Below are 19803 nucleotides of genomic sequence, written 5' to 3'. Positions count from 1 at the left end.
CATCTTAATCCTTTTTTCTGCTTTCTTTTTTGATCCAGTACCAGGCGTTCCAGCACCCCACCACCACGCCGGTCAACAGCAGTGTCAATGTCCAGGAAGGCCTGCCCGGCCAGGTTTTGTCCAGCCAGAGGCCCACAAATGTGCCGATCAGGGTGGGAATGGCCACAGACCAGCCCACCAGCCCGAACATGCCCAGGCCGAACCAGACGGTGTGATCCGCATTTTTGCGGGCAGCCAGTTTGCGTGCCTGCTTTGTTTCAATGGTTTTTGAAAATTTTTTGTCTTCTGATGTATCAGGCATTGTCCTGGAACTCCAGAAAACGGCGGATAAATCCGGCTTCGATGCGGGTGGCTGACGTTCGCATGTTTTTTTCCTTTTGTTTTTGTTCCAAAAAGTCATTTTCCACGGTGTTTTTCAAGGATGCCAGGTCTTTGTCTTTCACTGCCCTGCGCGTGGAGATGAAAACCGTATCCCCTTTTTTCACCAGCACACCTTCCATAACGGCCATGTGCTGCTCCTGGCCATTTTCATCATGGAAACTTACGATACCCGATGCCAGTGCGGTCACAAAATCCACATGCTTAGGAAACAGGCCAAAAAACCCGTTCACCCCTTCAGCAGTGATCTTTTGCACCGGGATGTCCAAAAAAACATGGGTGGGCAGCATCACCTTGAGTTTCATGATGTTTTGGCCTCATCAATGCTGCCGATCATATACAGGTCTTGTTCAGACCGGTCTGAAAATTTGTCATCCAGAATCTGCCGGCAGCCTTCCAGAGCCTCTGCAATACTGACGGACCGGCCTTCATAACCGGTGAACTGTTCGGTCACAAAAAACGGCTGGGTCAGAAACCGTTCCAGGCGCCTGGCCCGGTGAACCGTCCGGCGGTCTTCTCTGGACAGCTCTTCAATGCCCAGCATGGAAATAATATCTTTGAGGTTTTCATATTCAGCCAGCGTTTTTCGAATGTCTCCGGCAATGCGGTAATGTTCTTCTCCCACAATATCAGGGGTCAGCATGCTGGAATTGGACTGAAGCGGATCAACCGCCGGATAAAGGCCTTCCCCCGCTTTTTTCCGGGACAAAACAATGCTGGACGACAAATGCCCGAAGGTATGGACCGCTGCAGGGTCCGTAAAATCATCCGCAGGCACATATACGGCCTGCACCGAGGTGATGGACCCGGTGGTGGAGTTGGTGATCCTTTCCTCAAGCTCGGCCAGTTCCGTACCCAGGGTGGGCTGATACCCCAGGCGTGACGGCAGCCGCCCCAGCAGTCCGGAAACCTCCATGCCTGCCTGAATAAAACGGAAAATATTGTCTATGAGCAGAAAAACATCCTGGTTGAGATCATCCCTGAAATATTCCGCCATGGTCAGTGCGGAATGGCCCACACGAAACCGGGCCCCCGGGGGTTCATTCATCTGTCCGAACACCATGATGGTCTTGTCCAGTACGCCTGCCTCCTGCATCTCATGGTACAATTCCTCTCCTTCTCTGCACCGTTCACCGATACCGCAGAACAGACTGACCCCTTCATGGATGCCCACCATATTGTGAATCATCTCCATGATCAGGACAGTTTTTCCGACACCGGCACCCCCGAACAGCCCGCTTTTGCCGCCCTGTTCCAGGGGGGAAAGAATATCGATCACCTTGATCCCGGTTTCAAAAATCTTTGTGGATACTTTCTGTTTGTCCATGGACGGCGGAGAGCCATGAATGGTCCGATACTCTGCATCCTGAACCGGTTTTTTCTTGTCAATGGGTTCTCCGAACACATTCAGGGCCCGCCCCAGCAGTGATTTTGCCACGGGTACCTCAAGGTGGCGCCCGGTATCCCGGATCTTTGATCCCAAAGCAAGTCCCTGGGTACTGGTCAGGGCAATCCCGCGGATGGTCTGATCATCAAGGTGCAGGATAACTTCAATCTGTATGGTGTCATCCTTGCCACAGATCAGCATATTGTGCAGTTGTGGAATATCGTCAGAAAATCGGGCATCCACCACATTTCCCCTGATGGAGATGACCATTCCTGTATTCGGGTCTGATGTTGTATCGGAAGACATCATTTTCCAGTATTTTTCCTGTCAATTAATCAAATAATAATACTATAATCAAAAAACCTGCTGCCATTTACGGCAGGTCAGTACTTTCGTCTGCAACAAATCAGCATTTCTCCATATATTCTATATCTGCAATATTCCCTTCGATGATCCTGTTTTCCTCGTCGGGATCCGTGTTGGTGAGGTCCATTACAAATTTATCCGGATCATTGGTCGAGCCAACCGGAACTCCAATAAATGGCGAAGGAATGTCTTTCATCTTTACTGTATAGGTATGACCGATTTGCCGGTTCATTGTTATGAGTTCATAAATTTTCTCTGTGGGTTCTGAGGGCATGACATCTTCCTTTGCTATGCTATGTTTTAATGATTGGTAAAAGGCAATTGTTTCTACGCAAACATACCGGCAACCGTGCCGGGCGATGCCGTTTATACGGGCAATGCTGCCCGGATGCTGACGGATGCCGGATGCGCTTTTATTTATAATCCCTAAAAACAATATCGTGAAAAATATTTGGAAACAATACATGGATTCCTGTAATATGGCCGTTTGAAACATGTACACAGCCGTAACATCACCATGGCAAAGATCGCATCCCCTTCCGGGGTAGTGAAGTCTCTGTCCTGTTGTGCCTTCTCCGTCTTGACTTTCTGTAACCTATGGGTTACATTTCTGTCATGAAAATCAAACAGACACCCAGGTTCAAAAAATGGATATCCGCGCTGAAAGACAAGCAGGCAAAAGCGCGGATATTGATCCGGTTAAAACGGATGATTGAAGGGAACCCCGGTGATGTGAAGCCGGTTGATGCAGGTGTCTATGAGATGCGAATCCACGTTGGAAAAGGATACCGGGTCTATTATATCGCGCTTGAAAATGTGATCATTGTTCTGTTGTGCGGTGGGGACAAATCGTCTCAGCGAGAGGACATAGAGCGGGCCAAGAAAATGGCCGCCGAAGCAAGGAGGGAAGCATGGAAATACAAGACTTAGATATCAGCGAATACCTGGATGACCCGGAGGTCATAGCGGAATATCTCAATGCAGCCATCGAAGAAAACGATCCAGCATTCTTCCTCCGGGCTGTTGGTGACGTTGCCAAGGCCAGGGGTATGACCAATATATCAAAAGAATCCGGTGTCAAAAGGGAAGCCCTGTACAGGGCACTGTCCGGAAATGTTCAACCGAAATTCGACACCATCATGAAGGTGCTTCGGGCCGTCAATTTCAAGCTGAAAGTGGAGCAGTCCGGGCCCTGATCTAACATCACCATGGCGTGATGGCAATTTCCCCGTACAAAGGCAGATGATCCGATACCATGCGGGTTTCATAATTCATGGGCACTTTGACATCCTTTACAAAGAAATGGCGGGAAATAAAAATGTGATCAATCCGCCGGACCGGCAGCCAGGAAGCAAAGGTGGGTCTTGGGTACCGCCTGTTTTTATACACTTTCTGGATGTCAAAAAGATGCCGGCAAAGGGTTTTGTACACAAACGATCCCGGGCCGGCATTAAAATCACCGCACAGGATCACGGGCAGCCCGGAATTAAGATCATTGCAGATCCAGCTGCTGCCGGCCAGGGCCGCGGCCTGCAGCTTGCGGTCTTTGGCCCGCAGGCCCAGGTGGGTATTCAACACCTGTACACCTCCCATTGGTGTTTCGACCCTGGCCATCATCACCCCGCGGTTTTCCATCGGTTTTGCTGCAAACGCGGCCGGCAGGCACCCGCAGTTCAGGTCATGTACGGGAAACCGGCTCAGGATGGCCAAACCATATCTGCCGCTGGGGCTTTCCTTGAGTGTAAAAAAATCAAATGACATGTCAAGGTGATCAGCAATATAGGCAGCCTGGTTGATATATCCGGACCGCCTATGACCGACATCTACTTCCTGGAGTGCAATAATATCTGCATGGAACCCTGCAATCAGTCTGGCCGTTCTGGCAGGATTGTATCTGCGGTCCATGTTCCGGCAGGAATGAATATTATAACTGAGAATTTTCAGGGTGTTCATGGGATACATATCCGTTTCGATAGTCTTGTATCAGGTGTCTGAGATCCCGGGCCCGCAGATATGTTTTTTTTGTATTCAGATATTGGGGAAGCACGACCATACCGCGGGTTTCTTCCCAGCCGGGGCCCCCGTGGGCACCGCTTTCAATATTGAATGACAAAGGCGTATCCGTGGGATCCCATCCGGAAATCACAATGTCACCGGCATCAGGATGGCGGCAGACCCGTGCCAGATCTTCGGCTGTCTGGGCGGCAAACGGGTGATCTTTTCCCAGGACCATTAAAAACTGCTGTTCCAGATCAAAGGTCCCGTGCTGGTTCATGGCAACAATGGAATGGTCGTCCCTGTAGAGTACCAGAGGGATATGAACCGACCGAATCAATGTTTGGGCAAACCTGCTGATAAAATCACGGGTGGGAGTGCCCGGCAAATAAACATGACCCAGCGGGCCCATGGTGGTAATCTCTATTTTATCCCCGGATACCGGGCCACTGTCCTTTTGCAGATTTTCAGAAAACCGCCGGTTCATTATTAATGCCCGGGCCTTTTTATAGAGCCCGTCCAGAACATTGTCATAAGAACCAGAGTGCGCATGCTTTTCATCCGGATTCAGTTCATAGAAAGCGTTTCGTATGGCCTCTTTCACCGGAATCCCATACCGGCTGCCGTACCAGGTGACCGTTTCCTGCCCGTGATCGGAATAGATGATGGTCTTGTATTTTCGACAGTCGGATTGATCGGCTGCTTTGCAGATATCCTTGATGGAATCATCAATGCCCTTGAGGCTCCAGTGGGCGAACATGGAATCCGGGTTCCTGCGGTGGGCCTGTTCATCATAGCCCAGAAAACTGGCACACACAATGGGAACGCCGCTGCCCACAGCCAGCTTGGTCCGGAACGAGACCAGTTCTCTGAGTATGACACAGATTAAAATGCGGGCGGGGATAAATACGAGTTCTTTGATAAATTTTCTTCCCTGAACAACACCCCGGAAAAAATCGGTCACGGCCAGAAAAAATTCAATGATGGTCACCCCCAGAATCCGCACAAACTTTCCCGTATGCAGAATGAGCAGAAAAACCAGTTTCAAAGGATTTACGGCGCTGGCAATGGATTCCAGTGTCATGGTCTGAGAGCAGTACCGGGCCTGAGCCGCCCCTCCCGTAAAAATGGTGGCATAGGTGTGTCCCCCGGACAGCAGCGGGGTACCTGATTTTTCCAGACGGTCGCCGATACGGTTGGCGGTCTGGGGATAAAAACTGACGTGCCGCTTTTGTTCGCTGCGGGATATGAACTCAAATGCCGGTACACAGGATTTGACCCCGTAAAAAAGCTCGCCCTGAAAAGCCGGGGTGGTGGAAGGCATACCCGAATACATGGGTTTATAACCCCACCGGCCGTTGCGTAGCTGCTTTTCAAGAAAGGGCAGCCGGCCGGCTTGCAGGGCTTTTTGAAACTGGGTCATGGAAAGTCCGTCTATCTGAATCAGCACCAGACCCGGAACATCTTCGGCAGTATCCGATTGCGGCAGGCCCAGCAGCCGCATTGACCATTTGTTCCGGGAAGCAATTTTGCGAAACCATTGTACTGTTCTCATAAGATGCATTATACCCTGTCATCTTCAATAAAAAATGCATGGTTTTATGCATATGGATATCAATCATCATGTATTTTCATCCTGTTTCCCGACAGTATACATGCCTTGTCTCTTTCAAATGGGTAAAACCCCCCATTTACCCAACCAGCATCTGCCGCGTAAAGTAAGTACAAATACACATACAGACGGAGGAAATCTTCCATGAAAAAAAACAACAGTTTAAGGTATGTGACCCTGGCGCTGGTTCTGTTTCTGGGCCTTTTGTGGTCATTGGTTTCAGCCTCCCAGCAGGAAAACAGCTACCCCAACTCCCGCTTTGTGGCATATCCCCAGTGGCTCAAGGCCCATATAGATGATACAGACCTGGTCATCGCGGATGTCAGAACAGATGACCATTTTGACGGGGCATTGATCCCCGGTGCCATACGGCTTCCCTGGTCCATGTTCCAGCATAATGATATCGGGGATGATGTGGCATCGACGTTCATCGGGATTGCCCGGGCCCAGGAAATCCTTGGCCGTCACGGCATTACACCGAAAGATACCATTGTTCTTTACGATTCCGTGGAACGGGACGGCGGCGCCACGGCATCCTATGTATTCTGGGTTCTGGATATCCTGGGACATGAAAACAAAAAGATTCTCGTGCAAGGCATTGATGGGTGGAAAGATGCCGGGTATGACCTTGTAACCACGCCGGGTGAAACCAAGCCGCTGCTTTATCAGGCGCCTGCAGAAAACATACAAAAACACCAGCTGATTACCGGTGATTTTGTGTATCAGCAGCTCGGCGATTTCTGTTACCAGATCATCGATGTGCGCTCAAAAGAGGAATATATCGGTGAAAAGGGCACCAAAGGTCTTGACGGCACCCCATTGAAACTGGGGCATATCCCGACAGCCGTCAACATCAACTATCAGGATGCATGGACCGATCTGGACACAAAGGGGATCAAACCCTATGCACAGCTCCAGACCCTTTACGCCGGCCTGGATGCATCCAGGGCCGTGATTGTTTACTGCAATTCAGGAAGACGCAGTTCCTTTTCCTATTTTATACTCCGTCTGATGGGGTTTGACCGGGTGTACACCTATGAACCGTCCTGGAAAGAGTGGGGGAATCCGGATAAATTTTTCCCCGTGGAAACCAGGGAAAACACATTGGCAGGCAGTATGCTGCCCACCCCTTCAACAGAAACCCAGACCGTCTCAACCCGGAAATCTGATACAAAAACATCACAAGACAGATCCGGTTCAGGCAAACCTGCAGGCGGCTATATGTCATGCGGAGGTTGATCATGGATAAAAAAAATAACTCCCCTCTTTACTGGCCGTGGCTTCCGGCTGCATTTGCTCTGGCAGGCATCATTGTATTTATTTTTGCGACATTCGGGCCACCGGCCTCTTCCAGCGGTTTTGTCAGCTTAATCAAAGGGGCGGTCCAGACAGTTGCGCCGGGGTATGTTGAAAACAACCCCCATTACGCCACGATGCCGGATACGGGTTCCTGGCTCTTTGCCTTTGTTCTGGGCATGGCCATCGGTGGTTTTGCCGCCGGCCGCACCGGCAGAATACAGGTTCGGGATATCCCGGAAATATGGGAAAAGCGGTTCGGGAACAGCCGGATCAAACGATTTGCAGCCACCTTTGCCGGTGGATTCATCATACTTTTTGCCTCCAGACTGGCAGGCGGCTGTACATTGGGGCTGTTTATTTCCGGATCCACACAGCTGGCTGTCAGCGGGTTGTATTTCGGGGTGCTTATCTTTGCCGTTGCCATGGTCACAGCCCACCTTGTCTACGGCAACACAGGAAAGGAGGAATAATGGGTTCAGAAATATGGCTGGGGTTATTGTCCGGCATTGCCTTTGGATTTGTGATCCAGCGCGTCGGCGCAAGCAATGCAGATAAAATGGCCAGAGCCCATCTGATGATGGAAAGTGATATCCCCAAATTCATGCTCATGGCGGTGATTCTCTCAGCCGTTGGGCTTTTGGGACTTGAAGCCGCGGGTGTGGCCAATACCCGGGTGCTGCCCACCAGTCTGGTGGCCACGGGTGTGGCAGGTATTTTGTTCGGTATCGGCTGGGGATTTTGCGGGTACTGCCCGGGAACCACCTGGGCTGCCGTAGGAGAGGGACGGCTGGATGCTGTGTTTGCCCTTATCGGCGGACTGGCCGGTGCCGCGTTTTTTGCCCATCTGCACGAATTTTTCATTCCATTGCTGTATGATCCCTTCAATGTGGGCCAGATCACCCTTGCGGACTGGACAGGCAGCCGGCCTGCCGCGGTTGTTCTGCTGGTTTTTATATTCGGCCTGTGCATCGGTGCCATCCATTTTTTATGGAAGGGAAAAAATGGCGGCCAGACACCCTAATATAAATACGATATCTGTTGTCTTTCCGGTATTCCTTGTTTTAGTGAGCATCTTTTGTTCCGGATGTCCCGGGCCGAAAAAAGAAAAGGGAACAAGCCTGAAAATACCCAGAGGGTATGTGGATCAGCTTGACATCCAGCTAAAGGACCGGGTGCTGGGATTCGGTCCCTTTGTGGGATATTATTTCAAGCCGGAAAATCCAGAGGACCTGACCCGGCTTTCTTTTGTCTGTTTTAATGAAGACCGGTTTTACACCCGTGACCTGCCGGAAAACACCCTGTTGTTTGAAGGGGATGCCGTGTTGACACAGCTGACAGACACAGGCTTTGACGTGCCGACTCAGAACCGGATCAACCCGGTGTTTTTTGAAGAAGCCCCCCGAAAATGGGTGAATGACCGCCCCCGGCCCCGGGATGAATACCTTCACTTTCATTCCTGTTATGATGGGCTGGGTCCGGTACTTGCAGGATATTGGATCCGACATCAAGGCAACGCTTCTTTTACCTATGACATGGGCGGACGTATGGGTCCGGACAGTCCCCTTTACCACGAGGTCCGCCCCGGTATCGACAAGCAGTTTGCAAAAATTATGGAATTTGATGCAGGCCCGGACTCCAGGCACGGGTCGAAAGACTAAACACAACCAGAAAAGGCGCTCAGTATGACCAAAAATACCCATGACAACGACCATGACAGCCATCAGGCAAACCACGACAACGGACACCAGGACCATGACCATACAGATCACCATGCCCATATGGTGGCTGATTTCAGGCGCCGGTTCTGGGTATCAATTATTCTGGGAATTCCCATTGTACTGCTGTCCCCCATGATCCAGCAATTTATGGGTATCAGCAGCCAATGGGACTTTGCAGGTGATGCCTATATCCAGTTCGGGTTTTCTACCATTGTCTTTTTCTATGGCGGATGGCCGTTTTTAAAGGGTCTTTTTGACGAACTCACCCAAAAGAACCCGGGCATGATGACCCTGATCGGCCTTGCCATTATTGTTGCATATACCTACAGTTCCGCCGTGGTATTCGGCCTTGAGGGAAAAGTGTTTTTCTGGGAGCTTGCCACCCTCATCATCATCATGCTTTTGGGACACTGGATGGAAATGCGCTCGGTAATGGGGGCTTCGGGTGCTTTGGAGGAACTGGTCAAACTGATGCCGTCAACGGCCCTTCGCATCACCAAAGACGGTGGAACTGAAGAGGTCAAGGTATCACAGCTTAAAAAAGGAGACAAGGTCGCTGTCAAACCCGGTGAAAAAATACCCACGGACGGTGTCATAGCAGATGGGCGGACCCGCATTGACGAATCCATGGTGACCGGTGAAAGCAGGCAGGTGGAAAAGACCACAGGAGATGAAGTTATCGGCGGCAGCATCAACGGTGATTCCGCCATTGATGTGGAGATACAAAAAACAGGGGGCGACACCTATCTTTCCCAGGTTGTCGACATGGTGAAAAAAGCACAGGAATCCAAATCAAAGGCCCAGAACACGGCAGATAGAGCCGCTTTCTGGCTGACCATCATCGCCCTGACTGCCGGCGGCATCACCCTGGGGGCATGGCTTGGGGCAGGCAGGGAATTTGTTTTTTCCTTAGAACGGATGGTCACGGTGATGGTGATTACCTGTCCCCACGCCCTGGGTCTGGCCGTACCCCTGGTGGTGGCGGTATCAACGGCCATGGCAGCTAAAAAAGGACTGCTCATCAGGGACCGGACCGCTTTTGAACGGGCAAAAAACCTGGATGTGGTGGTGTTTGACAAAACCGGCACCCTGACCGAGGGCCGTTTCGGGGTTTCTGACATTGTCAGTTTTGGCAGCCTTTCTGAAGAAGAAATTCTAACGCTTGCAGCCGGACTGGAAAGCCGATCTGAACATTCCATTGCCAAAGGCATTGTCGGGGCGGCAAAAGACCGCAATATTGACATCCCTGATCCTGAAAATTTTGAAGCCATTCCGGGAAAAGGTGCCAAAGCGGATGTGGCAGGCAAAAAAATCAAAGTGGTGAGCCCGGGATTTTTAAAGGAAAATGATATTGCCGTGGAAAAAAGCTTTCAGGACAAACTGGATCAGCTGGCAGATGAAGGAAAGACCCTGGTGTATCTTCTGAAAGATGATCAGATCGAAGCGGCACTGGCTTTGGAGGATGTGATTCGCGAATCGGCAAAAAAAGCCGTGTCCGGATTACAAAACATGGGCATCAAGGTGATGATGCTCACAGGTGATTCTGCGGCAGTGGCAAAAACCGTTGCAGACCAGCTGAACCTGGATGATTACATGGCGGAAATTCTGCCTGATGAAAAATCGGACCAGATAAAAAAGATCAGGCAGGATAATAAGCGGGTGGCCATGGTGGGAGACGGGGTAAACGATGCCCCTGCCCTGGCTGAAGCAGATGTGGGCATTGCCATCGGCGCAGGCACGGATGTGGCCATGGAAGCAGCCGATATCGTGCTGGTGCACTCTGATCCCCGGGATGTCACCGCAGTGATCAAACTGTCGCGCGCAACCTACCGGAAAATGGTGCAGAATCTCTGGTGGGCAGTCGGTTACAATGCCGTTGCCATTCCCCTGGCAGCAGGGGTTTTATACCCGTTTTATCAATTTTTGCTGCCGCCGGCGGCAGGTGCTGTTGTGATGTCCCTTTCCACGGTCATTGTGGCGGTCAATGCCAAACTGCTGTCCACGTGATGGTAAAATTTTAAACAAAAGGAGAGAAAAAAATGAAAAAAATAATTGCAACGATCTTTCTTCTGCTGGCAGCAATGGTTTGCATACCGATGCTTCAGCAAACCGTTTCCGCACATTGCCAGATACCCTGCGGTATTTATGATGATAATGCCCGGATTCACTCAATGCTTGAAGATGCGGCAACTGTTGAAAAATCGATAAAAATGATAAATGCGCTTTCTGAAAAATCCGATGCCCAATCCCAGAACCAGCTGGTCCGCTGGGTGATGAACAAGGAAAACCATGCCCAGAAAATCATCACCACGATCAGCGACTATTTTCTGACCCAACGGGTCAAATCGTCCCAGGCAGACTACAAAAAACGACTGGTCGATCATCATGCCGTGATTGTTTCGGCAATGAAAGCCAAGCAGAATGCCGAGATGTCATATGTCAAAGCCCTGGTCACAGACATTAAAACACTGTTACAGTATTACAGCGACGATGACCACTAAAAAGAACGCTTCAACCGCCAAAAAAAGAGAGTATTTATGCTGCAACTACAAAATGTTACTTTCACCGTTCCTGCTCTGGATACCGGCGAACAGAAAACGCCGTCCGGGCAGACAATTATCAATGATGTGAGTTTTACCTTTGAACCAGGGGGGTTTTATGCCATCACCGGTCCCAACGGATCAGGCAAGACCACCCTGGCCAAATTGATCATGGGCATCAATGCACTCACAAGCGGAAAAATCATGTTTAACGGGACGGATATCAGCAGCCTTCCCATAAATGAACGGTCCAACGCCGGCATTGTTTATGGATTTCAACACCCGGCACGGTTCAAAGGGACAACCTTCCGGGACCTGTTATCCATTTCCCTGGGATCTGATGATGAAGAAAAACTGGTGAATATCATTTCCAGGGTCGGGATTTGTTCCATGGATTTTTTAGACAAACCCGTGGACAGCAAACTGTCGGGCGGTGAGATCAAAAAAATCGAACTGGCCACCGTGATTGCCAGAAATCCAAAGGTGGCCATTTATGATGAACCGGACACGGGCATTGATCTTTGGACCATCGGCCCCATGGTGGATCTGCTCAAGCGCGAACAAAAAGAAAACAACACCACCACCATTGTGGTCAGTCATAACAAGTCATTCCTGGAAGCCGCCGACACCCTGCTGCTGATCAAAAAAGGAAAGATCGCCTATACCGGCGATCTGGCAGGTGCCATGCCCATGCTGGAGGATTTAAGTGTCTGTACGTTTGATGAATTCTGTCAAGGAGAAGATGATGCTCAATGCTATCGATAAAAAAGTGTTAAAAGAGGTCGCGGATCTGGAAGGTATGCCCAAAGGGGCCTACAATATCCGGAAAAACGGAAAACTGGAAGGCCGGGAGGTGTCCGCCAACATCAACATCGAAACCAATGAAAAAGGTGACGGCATTATCATTGATATCAAGCCGGGCACGAAGGATGAATCGGTTCATATCCCGGTAATCCTGTCCCAGGCAGGCCTGCATGATGTGGTGTATAATACTTTTATTATAGGGGAGGGATCTGATGTCACCATTGTGGCCGGATGTGGTATTCACTGCGGCGGCAATGCATCTGAAGGCCATTCCGGTATCCATGAATTTCAGATCAAGGCCGGCGCAAAGGTAAAATATGTTGAAAAGCATATTGCCATTGGCGAAGGCAGCGGCAAACGCATTTTAAATCCCACAACAAAGGTGTTCATGGAGGAGAATGCCCAGGCACAGATGGAACTGACCCAGATAGGGGGTGTGGATGAGGCAAAACGCGTCAATGAGGCGACTATCGGTGCCGGCAGTGTGCTGCTGATCACGGAACGGGTGATGACCGAAAAAGAACAGTCTGCAGAATCCAGAAATGAGATCACCCTGGCAGGAACAGACAGCAAAACCAATATTGTTTCCCGTTCTGTGATAAAGGGCAGTTCCTCCCAGGACTTTTATGTCAACCTGACAGCCAAAGCCAAATGCTACGGCCATATTGAATGCGATGCCATTATCATGGACAATGGCATCAACCAGACCATACCGGCGCTGCGGGCCCTGCATCCGGATGCGGAACTGACCCATGAAGCCTCCATCGGCAAAATCGCCAATGACCAGTTAATGAAGCTCATGAGTTTAGGCCTTGATTATGACCAGGCCGTCAACCGCATTATACAGGGATTTTTACGCTGAACCGATTTTTATCCCAGGATCTCCCTGATATCTTCGTCCGGTGTTTTTATGGGCATGATATTAAATCTTTCCACCAGAAAGTTCAGTATATTGGGTGTGATAAACGCCGGAAGGCTTGGGCCTAAGCGGATATCCCGAATTCCCAGATACAAAAGCGCCAGAAGAATACAGACCGCTTTCTGCTCATACCAGGATAAAATCATGGACAAGGGAAGGTCATTGACATTGGTATCCAGTGCCCTGGAAAGTGCCAGGGCGATCTGGATGGCCGAATAGGCATCATTACATTGCCCTACATCCAGAAGACGCGGTATGCCGTCAATATCACCCAGATCCTTGTCAAAGAAGCGGTATTTCCCGCAGGCAAGCGTCATAACAATACAGTCTTTTGGTAATTTTTCCACAAACTCGGTATAATAATTACGTCCGGGTTTGGCACCGTCACAACCGGCCACCAGGAAAAAATGGCGGATCCTGCCTGCCTTGACAGCGGCAAGTATATCATCAGCCTTATCGAGAATGGCATGTCTGGCAAACCCTACCATGACGGCGCCCTTGTCGGCATCCTCTTCAAACCCGGACATAGCCAGTGCCCGGTCGATCACGGGCTGAAAATCGGCGTCCGGGATATGGGGGATATCCGGCCATCCCACCATACCGGATGTAAACAGGTGATCCTGGTAGGTTTTCCCGGGCCGCTGGAGACAATTGGTGGTCATCAGGATTGGGCCGGGGAAATCAGGAAATTCCTTGGTCTGGTTCTGCCATGCCGTGCCGAAATGTCCGTAAAAATGGTCATATGCTTTTAGTTTCGGATACCCGTGGAGACTGAGCATTTCCCCATGGGTATAGACAAAAATTCTCTTGCCCCGGGTCTGTTTGAGCAGTTCTTCAAGATCTTTGAGATCGTGACCGGATACCAGGATGGCTTTGCCTTTTTTATGTCCCAGGGGAACCTTTGTGGGTATCGGATGACCGTATGTTTGAGTATTGCCGGCATCCAATAGTTCCATGGCCCGGTATGCCGCCTTGCCGCAGTCCAGGGTCAGTTTGACCCAGTCGTCCAGATTCAGTCCGGTCTGCTGGATGGCAGCCAGCCCCTTGAATATAAAATGGTAAACATCATCATCTTCCTGTCCCAGAATTTGGGCATGGTCTGCATAGGCGGCCACCCCTTTGATGCCGAACAATACCGTGTGTTTTAATGACAGAATATCCGGGTTGTCCGCCGGGTATGAAAACAATCCCACGGATGCAGCCTGACTGAGCAATTCCTCCCGGGTGACTGCCGGTTCAAATGTGGCAGGGCCTTCATTCCACTGCAAATCCTGCTTTCTGATTTTATTTATGCGTTCCTTGAGTGTCTCGCGCAATGCAGCAGACCGGCGGATGAGATCCTCAAACCGCCTGGGATCAAAGTCTACATTGGTCAGTGTTGAAAAAGCGGCTTTAGCCGTAAATACGCCATATTCCCGGCAATCTATGCCGGCCCGCAAGGCTTCCAGTGCGACCCGGGAAAGCCCCATGAGACTATATAAAAGCAGGTCCTGCAGATCGGCTACCTCAGGTTTTTTACCGCAGACACCCTGAATTTTGCATCCTTCTCCTTTTGCCGTCTGCTCACATTGGTAGCAAAACATGTTTCTCCTTTTGCAAAAACAGCGGCCGGTTAAGGACCCGGCCGCTGTTTCCGGCTATGGCGTTATGAACATTTTTCACCATCGTCTGATTTACTCTTATCATAGGTGTGGGCCTCAGAGGTATCGATGGACATTTTATCCATCGTCTCCTGGCGTTCTTTGTTTCTTTCCTCAACAAGATCTTCACCATCTTCATTTTTCTTTTTTTCGTCTGTCATGGCATTCACCTCCTTTCTCTGACTTCTGGTTCCTGCTCTTCCGTCATCACAGGCATCTTCGCCCGCTTCATTGGGTCTTGCATGTTCGGCAAATTCAGGGGCCTGGGTACAGACATCCAGTTCAGCCGCTTGTTTTTTTTTATCTGTCATAAAACACCCTGGTTTCGCGGCAACAAATGATGCCGCCCTTTCCCATGGATATGGCAGGTCCGGTGATCATGATTTCCACAACCCATGAACATTACAGTATTCGCGGGCTGTCACCTTCTGGTTTTTCGTGGCAAAAAAAGTTTCCGGGGCCTGGCCGGGTTTTAGAAAATGGCGGCAGGAATCATCCCCATCAAGAATTTCGATCCATTCGATATAATGTTTTTCCTCCATGGGATGGGGGTTACTCCCCACTTTCACGGTGACCCCGCCGTCTGCTGCCTCAATAACAGGCACATGTTTTTCCTTGCCTTCCTCTGCGGCGGATTTTTCCTCAAAAAGTTTCATGTCCTCCCCGCAACATACCAAATCGCCTTCCCCGCCGTGAAGGACTTCAATCATGTTTCCGCATACGTCGCATTTGTAAACCTGTTTTCTTTGTGCCATGTGACTGTCTCCTTTTCAAGAATTTCGGGTTTCTTTCATGTACAATGATTTCGTGCAATGATTTCATAATGAGATAGACGTCACCCAAAAACAATGGGTGAAAATATGTATTTTTCATTTTTTAAAAAGGTATTGTGTAACCGGTGTTTGCGGGAGTTCATGCAATGACATGCCCAATCCGGCATGTTTTGATCAGGTATCGATACCCGCGGGACGGGCTGGGGCAGAAAAGGTTCTCAGACTGACAATCTTATTCGATTTTTTTTCCCGCGGTTTTTTCAATCCGGTCCATGATCCAGCCGGCCAGAAATTTTTGGGCTGCAGTGCCGGTATCCTTTCGGATCAGGTGAAGGGACAGTTCCGCCCGGGCCATGGTTTTGTGACCGCCTGCGGAACCATATTTTGAAAAGGCTTCTTTGGCCGTATTGCCTGCCCCTTTTCGCAGGCCATCGTTTCTGAGAATAACAATCAGTTTTCGGTCCACCACCCCGGAAACAATGGACCAGTTGATCCCGGCAATGGTCAGGAAAAAATCCGCCACCATGACCAGTTCATCCGGTTTGGAAATGTTGCCGGCATGAAAAAAGACCCGGTTGTTGACCACCCGCCGTTTTCTGATGGCTGTGCCTAAAAAATCCAGGTCCTCATCCGTATAAAACGCCCGCTCCACCTTGGTGACAATATTGTTGTCCGCAAATTTATACAGGTATTGAAACGCCCGGATGTCCTTGAGCGTGGCCTGGCGGGTAAAGTCCGCCGTATCGGTTTTAATGCCCATCATCAGGGCCGCTGCCAGCTTGGCGGATGGCTTGATTTTCCAGGATTTCAGGTATTCGGTCAACAGGGTGGAGCAGGTGCCGTATCCGGGGCGGATATCTGTATAGGCGGCTTCGGCCCGGGTCAAGGGATGATGATCGATGATGGCGGTATAGGTGATGCCGGCAAACGCCTCATTATGATCCGGCTGGGAATCCACGATCACAAAATGATCGAACTGGGCTTTGTCCACTTCTGCCAGGTTCCTGAGCCCGACGTCGGTGAGCTGAATCAATGCCAGGTTATCCGGCCGGCTGATGCGGTTGAAATGGGCGATGGCCACTTCAGACACCCTGCGCCACAACAGGCGTTTGACTGCCATGGCCGAACCAATGGCATCCGGATCCGCATTGATGATCACCAATACTTTTGCATTGGGTTTGAATTGCTCGAAAAACCGCCGAACATTGTCCCGGGTGCTGCTCACAAAGCCACCTTTTTGGTATGATTGCCGCTGAAAAACAGAACCAGCGTAATAAAAGCATACCCGATAATGGCCAGAATGGCAAACCCGCCGTAAAACACCCCCATGGGTGCCAGCACAATCGCGGTCAGCCAGTGAATGAAAATCACGGTGGGGGAATGCAGCTGAATGGGAAAATCCTTGAACCGGCAGATCACGGCCAGGCCGCACAGATTCCAGCCATACAGGGAGGCAAACACATGCAGATGCAGCAGCCACCTGGTTTTCTGGGGATCATACCCCTCCGACATCTGAAAAAAGATATAGGCGATACCCGTGACGGCGGTCACGATCAAAAACCCGATGCCCGATGTCAGAAACAGTTTCTGCTGCATGGACTTGGCAAAGGTGTAATACAGATAAAACACCACCACCACGGCGGCAAACAGAGCAAAGGTCACAAAGATCTGGGGGATGAACCGCTCCAGCAGAATAAAAATGAAAAAAATAATCACGCCCAGGGTAATGGTCCAGAAACACAGCTCCATGAATACTTTCAAACCCGACCCTTCAATCTGCCTGAGCATGGAAAATACCAGAGACAGCGTGATCAATGACAAAGGAAATGAAAACCCTAAAAAAAACGTGTTCAGCACCAGTTTTTCCATATACACCCAGTGAAAGTATTCATTGTTTAAGATCACCACAGCGGCGATGGCGATCCCCGTGGACAGGCATAATAAAGCGGACTGGTGAAATTTTTTGGCCACAGGCACCTGTGTTTGAAAAAAATCAAACGGAATCCAGGAAAAGGTCTGAATCCGGATTTTTTCCACCAGAAAACAGAGCGGCACGGATACGGCCAGGGTGATGGCATACCAGTTGAAAAACGCGGAAAATGCGTAAATCAACGATCCGGCAAAAAACAGCTTCACCGTGCCGGACACCTGTTTAAACCCTTGTGTGTAATACAGCAGAATCGAACCGCCTGTACACAGGTTGAACAGAAAAATATGCAGCCGTTCAAAACTGTAATCCTGCAAAGGAAAATAAATATGCACAAATCCGAACACCAGTGCAACTATCATCAGAAAGGAAAACAGCAATTTAAGATGTAAAGACATACCACAGTCCATTTGTTATCAAAGTCATGAATCGATTCGGCCCAACAGGTGTCCTAGCGCCGGTTCCAGGTCAGGATACTGAAATGTAAATTGGGTTTTCATCAGTTTTTCAGGCATCACCCGGGCACTGGTCAACAGGGTTTCTTTTCCCATCTCGCCCCACAGGCGTGCGGCCAGCCATCCGGGAATACTGAACACTGCCGGCCGGGACAACACCCGGGCCAGTGTCCGGGTGAACTTTTGGTTGGTCACAGGATTGGGTGCCGTCAGATTTACTGGGCCCTGAATGTCTTTGTTTCTCAGGATATGAAAAATGCCGCCCAGGGTGTCATCCATGGAAATCCAGCTCATATACTGGCGGCCTTTCCCAAGTTTTGCCCCGCACCCGGCGGCAAATGCCGGCAGCATCCGGGCCAGGGCCCCGCCGGCCGGGGTGAGCACCACACCGATACGCAGCTGAACCGTCCGGATACCGGCCGCCTGTGCCGGCCACGAGGCCTGTTCCCACTCGTTGCACACCCGGGAAATAAAAGAATCCCCCCCAGGATCTGTTTCCGTGAACACGGCATCAGCCCCTTCTCCATAAAACCCGATGGCCGACGCGGAAACAAACACTTCAGGCCGCTGATCCATCTCCAGCATCTTTTTTACCAGCAACCGGGTGGGCTGTATCCGGGAATCCATGATGGCCTGTTTCTGCCCGTCCGTCCATTTTCCCCGGGAAATATCCTTGCCGTTCAGGTTGATCACTGCATCCACCCGACCGATGGATGCCATGTCCGGAATATCGTTATACGGATCCCAGAACACGTCATCGTCAGCCAGAGGGCCGTTATGCCGGACCAGGCAAATCACCTTGTGGCCGCAGGTACGTAAAAAAGGCACCAGCGCGCTGCCGATACTGCCGGATGCGCCGGATATCAGAATCCGCATGGGCCGGCACTGATCCGCGTAATGGATCAGGTCATGGGCCAGCACCCGGTGCCGGTAATCAAACATCCGGGCCAGTTCTTTTTGTACACGACGGTCAAACGGCGCGCTCAACCATCCCCCGGGCAGCTCATATGCCACCTGATCCGTCATGGCAGACCCCTGGCCCCTGTCTGGCGCAAACAGATGCGTATGCTCCCAGCGGGCAAACGGCCCTTTGATCTGCCGGTCTTTGAACATCCGGTTCTCATAATAATCGATGTGCTCGGCTTCCCATGTCATGGGAATTCCCAGCACCCGCATGTCAAAGCCCACACGCACCCCTTTGTCAATGCCGCTGCCCTGCCGCCATTTGAGTGCCATCGGGGCCCAGGGCGGGGTCAGGCGCTGGATGGCGCCGTCTCTGGCATGCCAGGCAAACAGGCGGGCCACCGGCACCGGGATGTGTGATTTTCTGGAAAACACCTTCATGGGCCATTCTTTCCCAAATGAGTGATTGCTTTTAACCAGGTCATATTATAATAATAGTCTTTAAAGTGAAAACCTTTTTTATCATAATTGAGGTTGTTTAATACTGGGGCCTAAAATCGCGGTACCGGTCAGCAGGTGCGAAAAGCGACGGGTAGTAAAAGCTGTGGGACAGAAAAAACCGATATATTGATCTTAAATCGGGAACAAAATTGACCAGAAAAGAAGAAAAAATCAGCAGAGAAAAAAAGAAGGACGTAAGGTCAGGAACTGACCTTCAGGCAGGGAGCAGAATCGGTCTGTTTTCGGATCATTCTCTTTGGATGATATTCCGGATGGCCTTTGGCACCTCAAACGCCTGTAACTTTTTTGCAATGTCCGGATCTTGTGTCTCCCGGTATTTCATGAACAGCATCGATATTTTGACGATAAAGGCGAACGCCCGATATAAAAGCAGGACAATGGTTGCAATCTGTACCAGGATATCTGCCCTTACCTTATTATACACAATGGGTTTTTCCAGGATATTCAGGGTTTCTTTGACGGTACTGTTGGATCGTTCAGAGGCGGACCTGCAGCGCTTGATCTCATTGTACAGCCGGGTTCCCCGGGGAATTTCATTCAACAGCCGGGGGTGTTGATGAATAAA

The 19803-nt window shown here is 50.4% G+C and carries 22 protein-coding genes and 1 pseudogene; 10 read left to right on the top strand and 13 right to left on the bottom strand.

All coding sequences use genetic code 11. The features are described 5' to 3' along the window. Positions 1-4: 4 nt before the first annotated feature. The 4 genes from DPO_RS04650 to DPO_RS04635 all read right to left on the bottom strand — a co-directional run bounded on the left by DPO_RS04650 (position 5) and on the right by DPO_RS04635 (position 2627). A complete protein-coding gene (locus DPO_RS04650) occupies positions 5-301 on the bottom strand; it encodes an AtpZ/AtpI family protein (RefSeq protein WP_006964569.1) in 297 nt (98 codons plus the stop codon). Beyond that, positions 294-683, bottom strand: a complete 390-nt coding sequence (locus DPO_RS04645; RefSeq protein ID WP_006964568.1) for a F0F1 ATP synthase subunit epsilon — start codon at positions 681-683, stop codon at positions 294-296. The genes DPO_RS04650 and DPO_RS04645 overlap by 8 nt, the downstream gene beginning before the upstream one ends. After that, complete coding sequence (gene atpD, locus DPO_RS04640; protein WP_006964567.1) at positions 680-2074, bottom strand: F0F1 ATP synthase subunit beta; 1395 nt, start codon at positions 2072-2074, stop codon at positions 680-682. The genes DPO_RS04645 and atpD overlap by 4 nt, the downstream gene beginning before the upstream one ends. A gap of 97 nt (positions 2075-2171) precedes the next feature. After that, positions 2172-2627 (bottom strand): hypothetical protein, encoded by a 456-nt coding sequence (locus DPO_RS04635; protein ID WP_152427572.1) that lies wholly within the window; start codon positions 2625-2627, stop codon positions 2172-2174. 119 nt (positions 2628-2746) lie between these two features. Between DPO_RS04635 and DPO_RS04630 the strand changes: the two genes are divergently transcribed. Beyond that, positions 2747-3061 carry a type II toxin-antitoxin system RelE/ParE family toxin gene (locus tag DPO_RS04630; protein WP_006964565.1) on the top strand — a complete coding sequence of 105 codons (315 nt, stop codon included), beginning with the start codon at positions 2747-2749 and terminating at the stop codon, positions 3059-3061. Further along, positions 3043-3327: an addiction module antidote protein gene (locus DPO_RS04625; protein ID WP_006964564.1), complete on the top strand. Its 285-nt coding sequence runs from the start codon at positions 3043-3045 to the stop codon at positions 3325-3327. The genes DPO_RS04630 and DPO_RS04625 overlap by 19 nt, the downstream gene beginning before the upstream one ends. 7 nt (positions 3328-3334) lie before the next feature. On the opposite strand, the gene DPO_RS04620 is transcribed toward DPO_RS04625, so the two are convergent. Together DPO_RS04620 and DPO_RS04615 are read right to left on the bottom strand one after the other, a co-directional pair. Next, positions 3335-4084 (bottom strand): endonuclease/exonuclease/phosphatase family protein, encoded by a 750-nt coding sequence (locus tag DPO_RS04620; RefSeq protein WP_006964563.1) that lies wholly within the window; start codon positions 4082-4084, stop codon positions 3335-3337. Further along, entirely contained in the window at positions 4056-5681 is a 1626-nt protein-coding gene (locus DPO_RS04615) for a hypothetical protein (protein WP_152427571.1), read from the bottom strand. The genes DPO_RS04620 and DPO_RS04615 overlap by 29 nt, the downstream gene beginning before the upstream one ends. A gap of 201 nt (positions 5682-5882) precedes the next feature. Here DPO_RS04615 and DPO_RS04610 point away from each other — a divergent pair, with 201 nt between their 5' ends. The 8 genes from DPO_RS04610 to DPO_RS04575 all read left to right on the top strand — a co-directional run bounded on the left by DPO_RS04610 (position 5883) and on the right by DPO_RS04575 (position 12961). Further along, on the top strand, positions 5883-6977 hold the full coding sequence (locus tag DPO_RS04610; RefSeq protein WP_006964561.1) for a sulfurtransferase: 1095 nt from the start codon (positions 5883-5885) through the stop codon (positions 6975-6977). A gap of 2 nt (positions 6978-6979) precedes the next feature. After that, positions 6980-7507, top strand: a complete 528-nt coding sequence (locus DPO_RS04605) for a YeeE/YedE thiosulfate transporter family protein (RefSeq protein ID WP_006964560.1) — start codon at positions 6980-6982, stop codon at positions 7505-7507. Further along, entirely contained in the window at positions 7507-8058 is a 552-nt protein-coding gene (locus DPO_RS04600; RefSeq protein WP_006964559.1) for a YeeE/YedE thiosulfate transporter family protein, read from the top strand. Before DPO_RS04605 ends, DPO_RS04600 begins: the two co-directional genes overlap by 1 nt. Positions 8059-8176: 118 nt before the next feature. Continuing rightward, positions 8177-8695 carry a hypothetical protein gene (locus tag DPO_RS04595; protein WP_201765602.1) on the top strand — a complete coding sequence of 173 codons (519 nt, stop codon included), beginning with the start codon at positions 8177-8179 and terminating at the stop codon, positions 8693-8695. Positions 8696-8719: 24 nt separating this feature from the next. After that, positions 8720-10762 carry a heavy metal translocating P-type ATPase gene (locus tag DPO_RS04590; protein WP_006964557.1) on the top strand — a complete coding sequence of 681 codons (2043 nt, stop codon included), beginning with the start codon at positions 8720-8722 and terminating at the stop codon, positions 10760-10762. A 32-nt stretch (positions 10763-10794) separates the two neighbouring features. Then, a complete protein-coding gene (locus tag DPO_RS04585) occupies positions 10795-11256 on the top strand; it encodes a superoxide dismutase [Ni] (protein WP_006964556.1) in 462 nt (153 codons plus the stop codon). Positions 11257-11292: 36 nt separating this feature from the next. Next, entirely contained in the window at positions 11293-12060 is a 768-nt protein-coding gene (locus DPO_RS04580) for an ABC transporter ATP-binding protein (protein ID WP_006964555.1), read from the top strand. After that, on the top strand, positions 12041-12961 hold the full coding sequence (locus DPO_RS04575) for a SufB/SufD family protein (RefSeq protein WP_006964554.1): 921 nt from the start codon (positions 12041-12043) through the stop codon (positions 12959-12961). Before DPO_RS04580 ends, DPO_RS04575 begins: the two co-directional genes overlap by 20 nt. 8 nt (positions 12962-12969) lie before the next feature. Here DPO_RS04575 and hcp read toward each other — a convergent pair whose 3' ends face one another. From hcp to DPO_RS04540, 7 genes and pseudogenes are all read right to left on the bottom strand, one after another. After that, positions 12970-14601, bottom strand: coding sequence for a hydroxylamine reductase (hcp, locus tag DPO_RS04570; protein WP_006964553.1), 1632 nt, complete (start codon positions 14599-14601; stop codon positions 12970-12972). 62 nt (positions 14602-14663) lie between these two features. After that, positions 14664-14969, bottom strand: coding sequence for a hypothetical protein (locus DPO_RS04565; protein WP_006964552.1), 306 nt, complete (start codon positions 14967-14969; stop codon positions 14664-14666). 66 nt (positions 14970-15035) lie between these two features. Then, positions 15036-15413, bottom strand: a complete 378-nt coding sequence (locus DPO_RS04560; protein WP_006964551.1) for a desulfoferrodoxin — start codon at positions 15411-15413, stop codon at positions 15036-15038. Positions 15414-15663: 250 nt separating this feature from the next. Then, positions 15664-16656 carry a DHH family phosphoesterase gene (locus tag DPO_RS04555; RefSeq protein WP_006964550.1) on the bottom strand — a complete coding sequence of 331 codons (993 nt, stop codon included), beginning with the start codon at positions 16654-16656 and terminating at the stop codon, positions 15664-15666. Next, positions 16653-17756: a hypothetical protein gene (locus tag DPO_RS04550; RefSeq protein ID WP_006964549.1), complete on the bottom strand. Its 1104-nt coding sequence runs from the start codon at positions 17754-17756 to the stop codon at positions 16653-16655. Before DPO_RS04550 ends, DPO_RS04555 begins: the two co-directional genes overlap by 4 nt. Positions 17757-17780: 24 nt before the next feature. Beyond that, a complete protein-coding gene (locus DPO_RS04545) occupies positions 17781-19157 on the bottom strand; it encodes a TIGR01777 family oxidoreductase (protein ID WP_006964548.1) in 1377 nt (458 codons plus the stop codon). Positions 19158-19464: 307 nt separating this feature from the next. Then, positions 19465-19803, bottom strand: a pseudogene (locus DPO_RS04540) (hypothetical protein); the annotation flags it as partial.

Origin of the sequence: Desulfotignum phosphitoxidans DSM 13687 (assembly GCF_000350545.1) — a bacterium.
Classification (GTDB): domain Bacteria; phylum Desulfobacterota; class Desulfobacteria; order Desulfobacterales; family Desulfobacteraceae; genus Desulfotignum; species Desulfotignum phosphitoxidans.
Note: the sequence above shows the minus strand (reverse complement) of the source record. Positions and strands in the feature narration are given on the sequence as shown.

Excerpts from the sequence above, each read along its gene's own strand:
- atpD (WP_006964567.1), bottom strand. The coding sequence starts at position 2,074 with ATGATGTCTTCCGATACAACATCAGACCCGAATACAGGAATGGTCATC.
- DPO_RS04620 (WP_006964563.1), bottom strand. The coding sequence starts at position 4,084 with ATGAACACCCTGAAAATTCTCAGTTATAATATTCATTCCTGCCGGAAC.
- DPO_RS04650 (WP_006964569.1), bottom strand. The coding sequence starts at position 301 with ATGCCTGATACATCAGAAGACAAAAAATTTTCAAAAACCATTGAAACA.
- DPO_RS04575 (WP_006964554.1), top strand. The coding sequence starts at position 12,041 with ATGCTCAATGCTATCGATAAAAAAGTGTTAAAAGAGGTCGCGGATCTG.
- DPO_RS04600 (WP_006964559.1), top strand. The coding sequence starts at position 7,507 with ATGGGTTCAGAAATATGGCTGGGGTTATTGTCCGGCATTGCCTTTGGA.
- DPO_RS04585 (WP_006964556.1), top strand. The coding sequence starts at position 10,795 with ATGAAAAAAATAATTGCAACGATCTTTCTTCTGCTGGCAGCAATGGTT.
- DPO_RS04615 (WP_152427571.1), bottom strand. The coding sequence starts at position 5,681 with ATGAGAACAGTACAATGGTTTCGCAAAATTGCTTCCCGGAACAAATGG.
- DPO_RS04545 (WP_006964548.1), bottom strand. The coding sequence starts at position 19,157 with ATGAAGGTGTTTTCCAGAAAATCACACATCCCGGTGCCGGTGGCCCGC.
- DPO_RS04625 (WP_006964564.1), top strand. The coding sequence starts at position 3,043 with ATGGAAATACAAGACTTAGATATCAGCGAATACCTGGATGACCCGGAG.
- DPO_RS04635 (WP_152427572.1), bottom strand. The coding sequence starts at position 2,627 with ATGTTTCAAACGGCCATATTACAGGAATCCATGTATTGTTTCCAAATA.
- DPO_RS04565 (WP_006964552.1), bottom strand. The coding sequence starts at position 14,969 with ATGACAGATAAAAAAAAACAAGCGGCTGAACTGGATGTCTGTACCCAG.
- DPO_RS04590 (WP_006964557.1), top strand. The coding sequence starts at position 8,720 with ATGACCAAAAATACCCATGACAACGACCATGACAGCCATCAGGCAAAC.
- DPO_RS04630 (WP_006964565.1), top strand. The coding sequence starts at position 2,747 with ATGAAAATCAAACAGACACCCAGGTTCAAAAAATGGATATCCGCGCTG.
- DPO_RS04610 (WP_006964561.1), top strand. The coding sequence starts at position 5,883 with ATGAAAAAAAACAACAGTTTAAGGTATGTGACCCTGGCGCTGGTTCTG.
- DPO_RS04645 (WP_006964568.1), bottom strand. The coding sequence starts at position 683 with ATGAAACTCAAGGTGATGCTGCCCACCCATGTTTTTTTGGACATCCCG.
- DPO_RS04605 (WP_006964560.1), top strand. The coding sequence starts at position 6,980 with ATGGATAAAAAAAATAACTCCCCTCTTTACTGGCCGTGGCTTCCGGCT.
- hcp (WP_006964553.1), bottom strand. The coding sequence starts at position 14,601 with ATGTTTTGCTACCAATGTGAGCAGACGGCAAAAGGAGAAGGATGCAAA.
- DPO_RS04560 (WP_006964551.1), bottom strand. The coding sequence starts at position 15,413 with ATGGCACAAAGAAAACAGGTTTACAAATGCGACGTATGCGGAAACATG.
- DPO_RS04580 (WP_006964555.1), top strand. The coding sequence starts at position 11,293 with ATGCTGCAACTACAAAATGTTACTTTCACCGTTCCTGCTCTGGATACC.
- DPO_RS04550 (WP_006964549.1), bottom strand. The coding sequence starts at position 17,756 with ATGTCTTTACATCTTAAATTGCTGTTTTCCTTTCTGATGATAGTTGCA.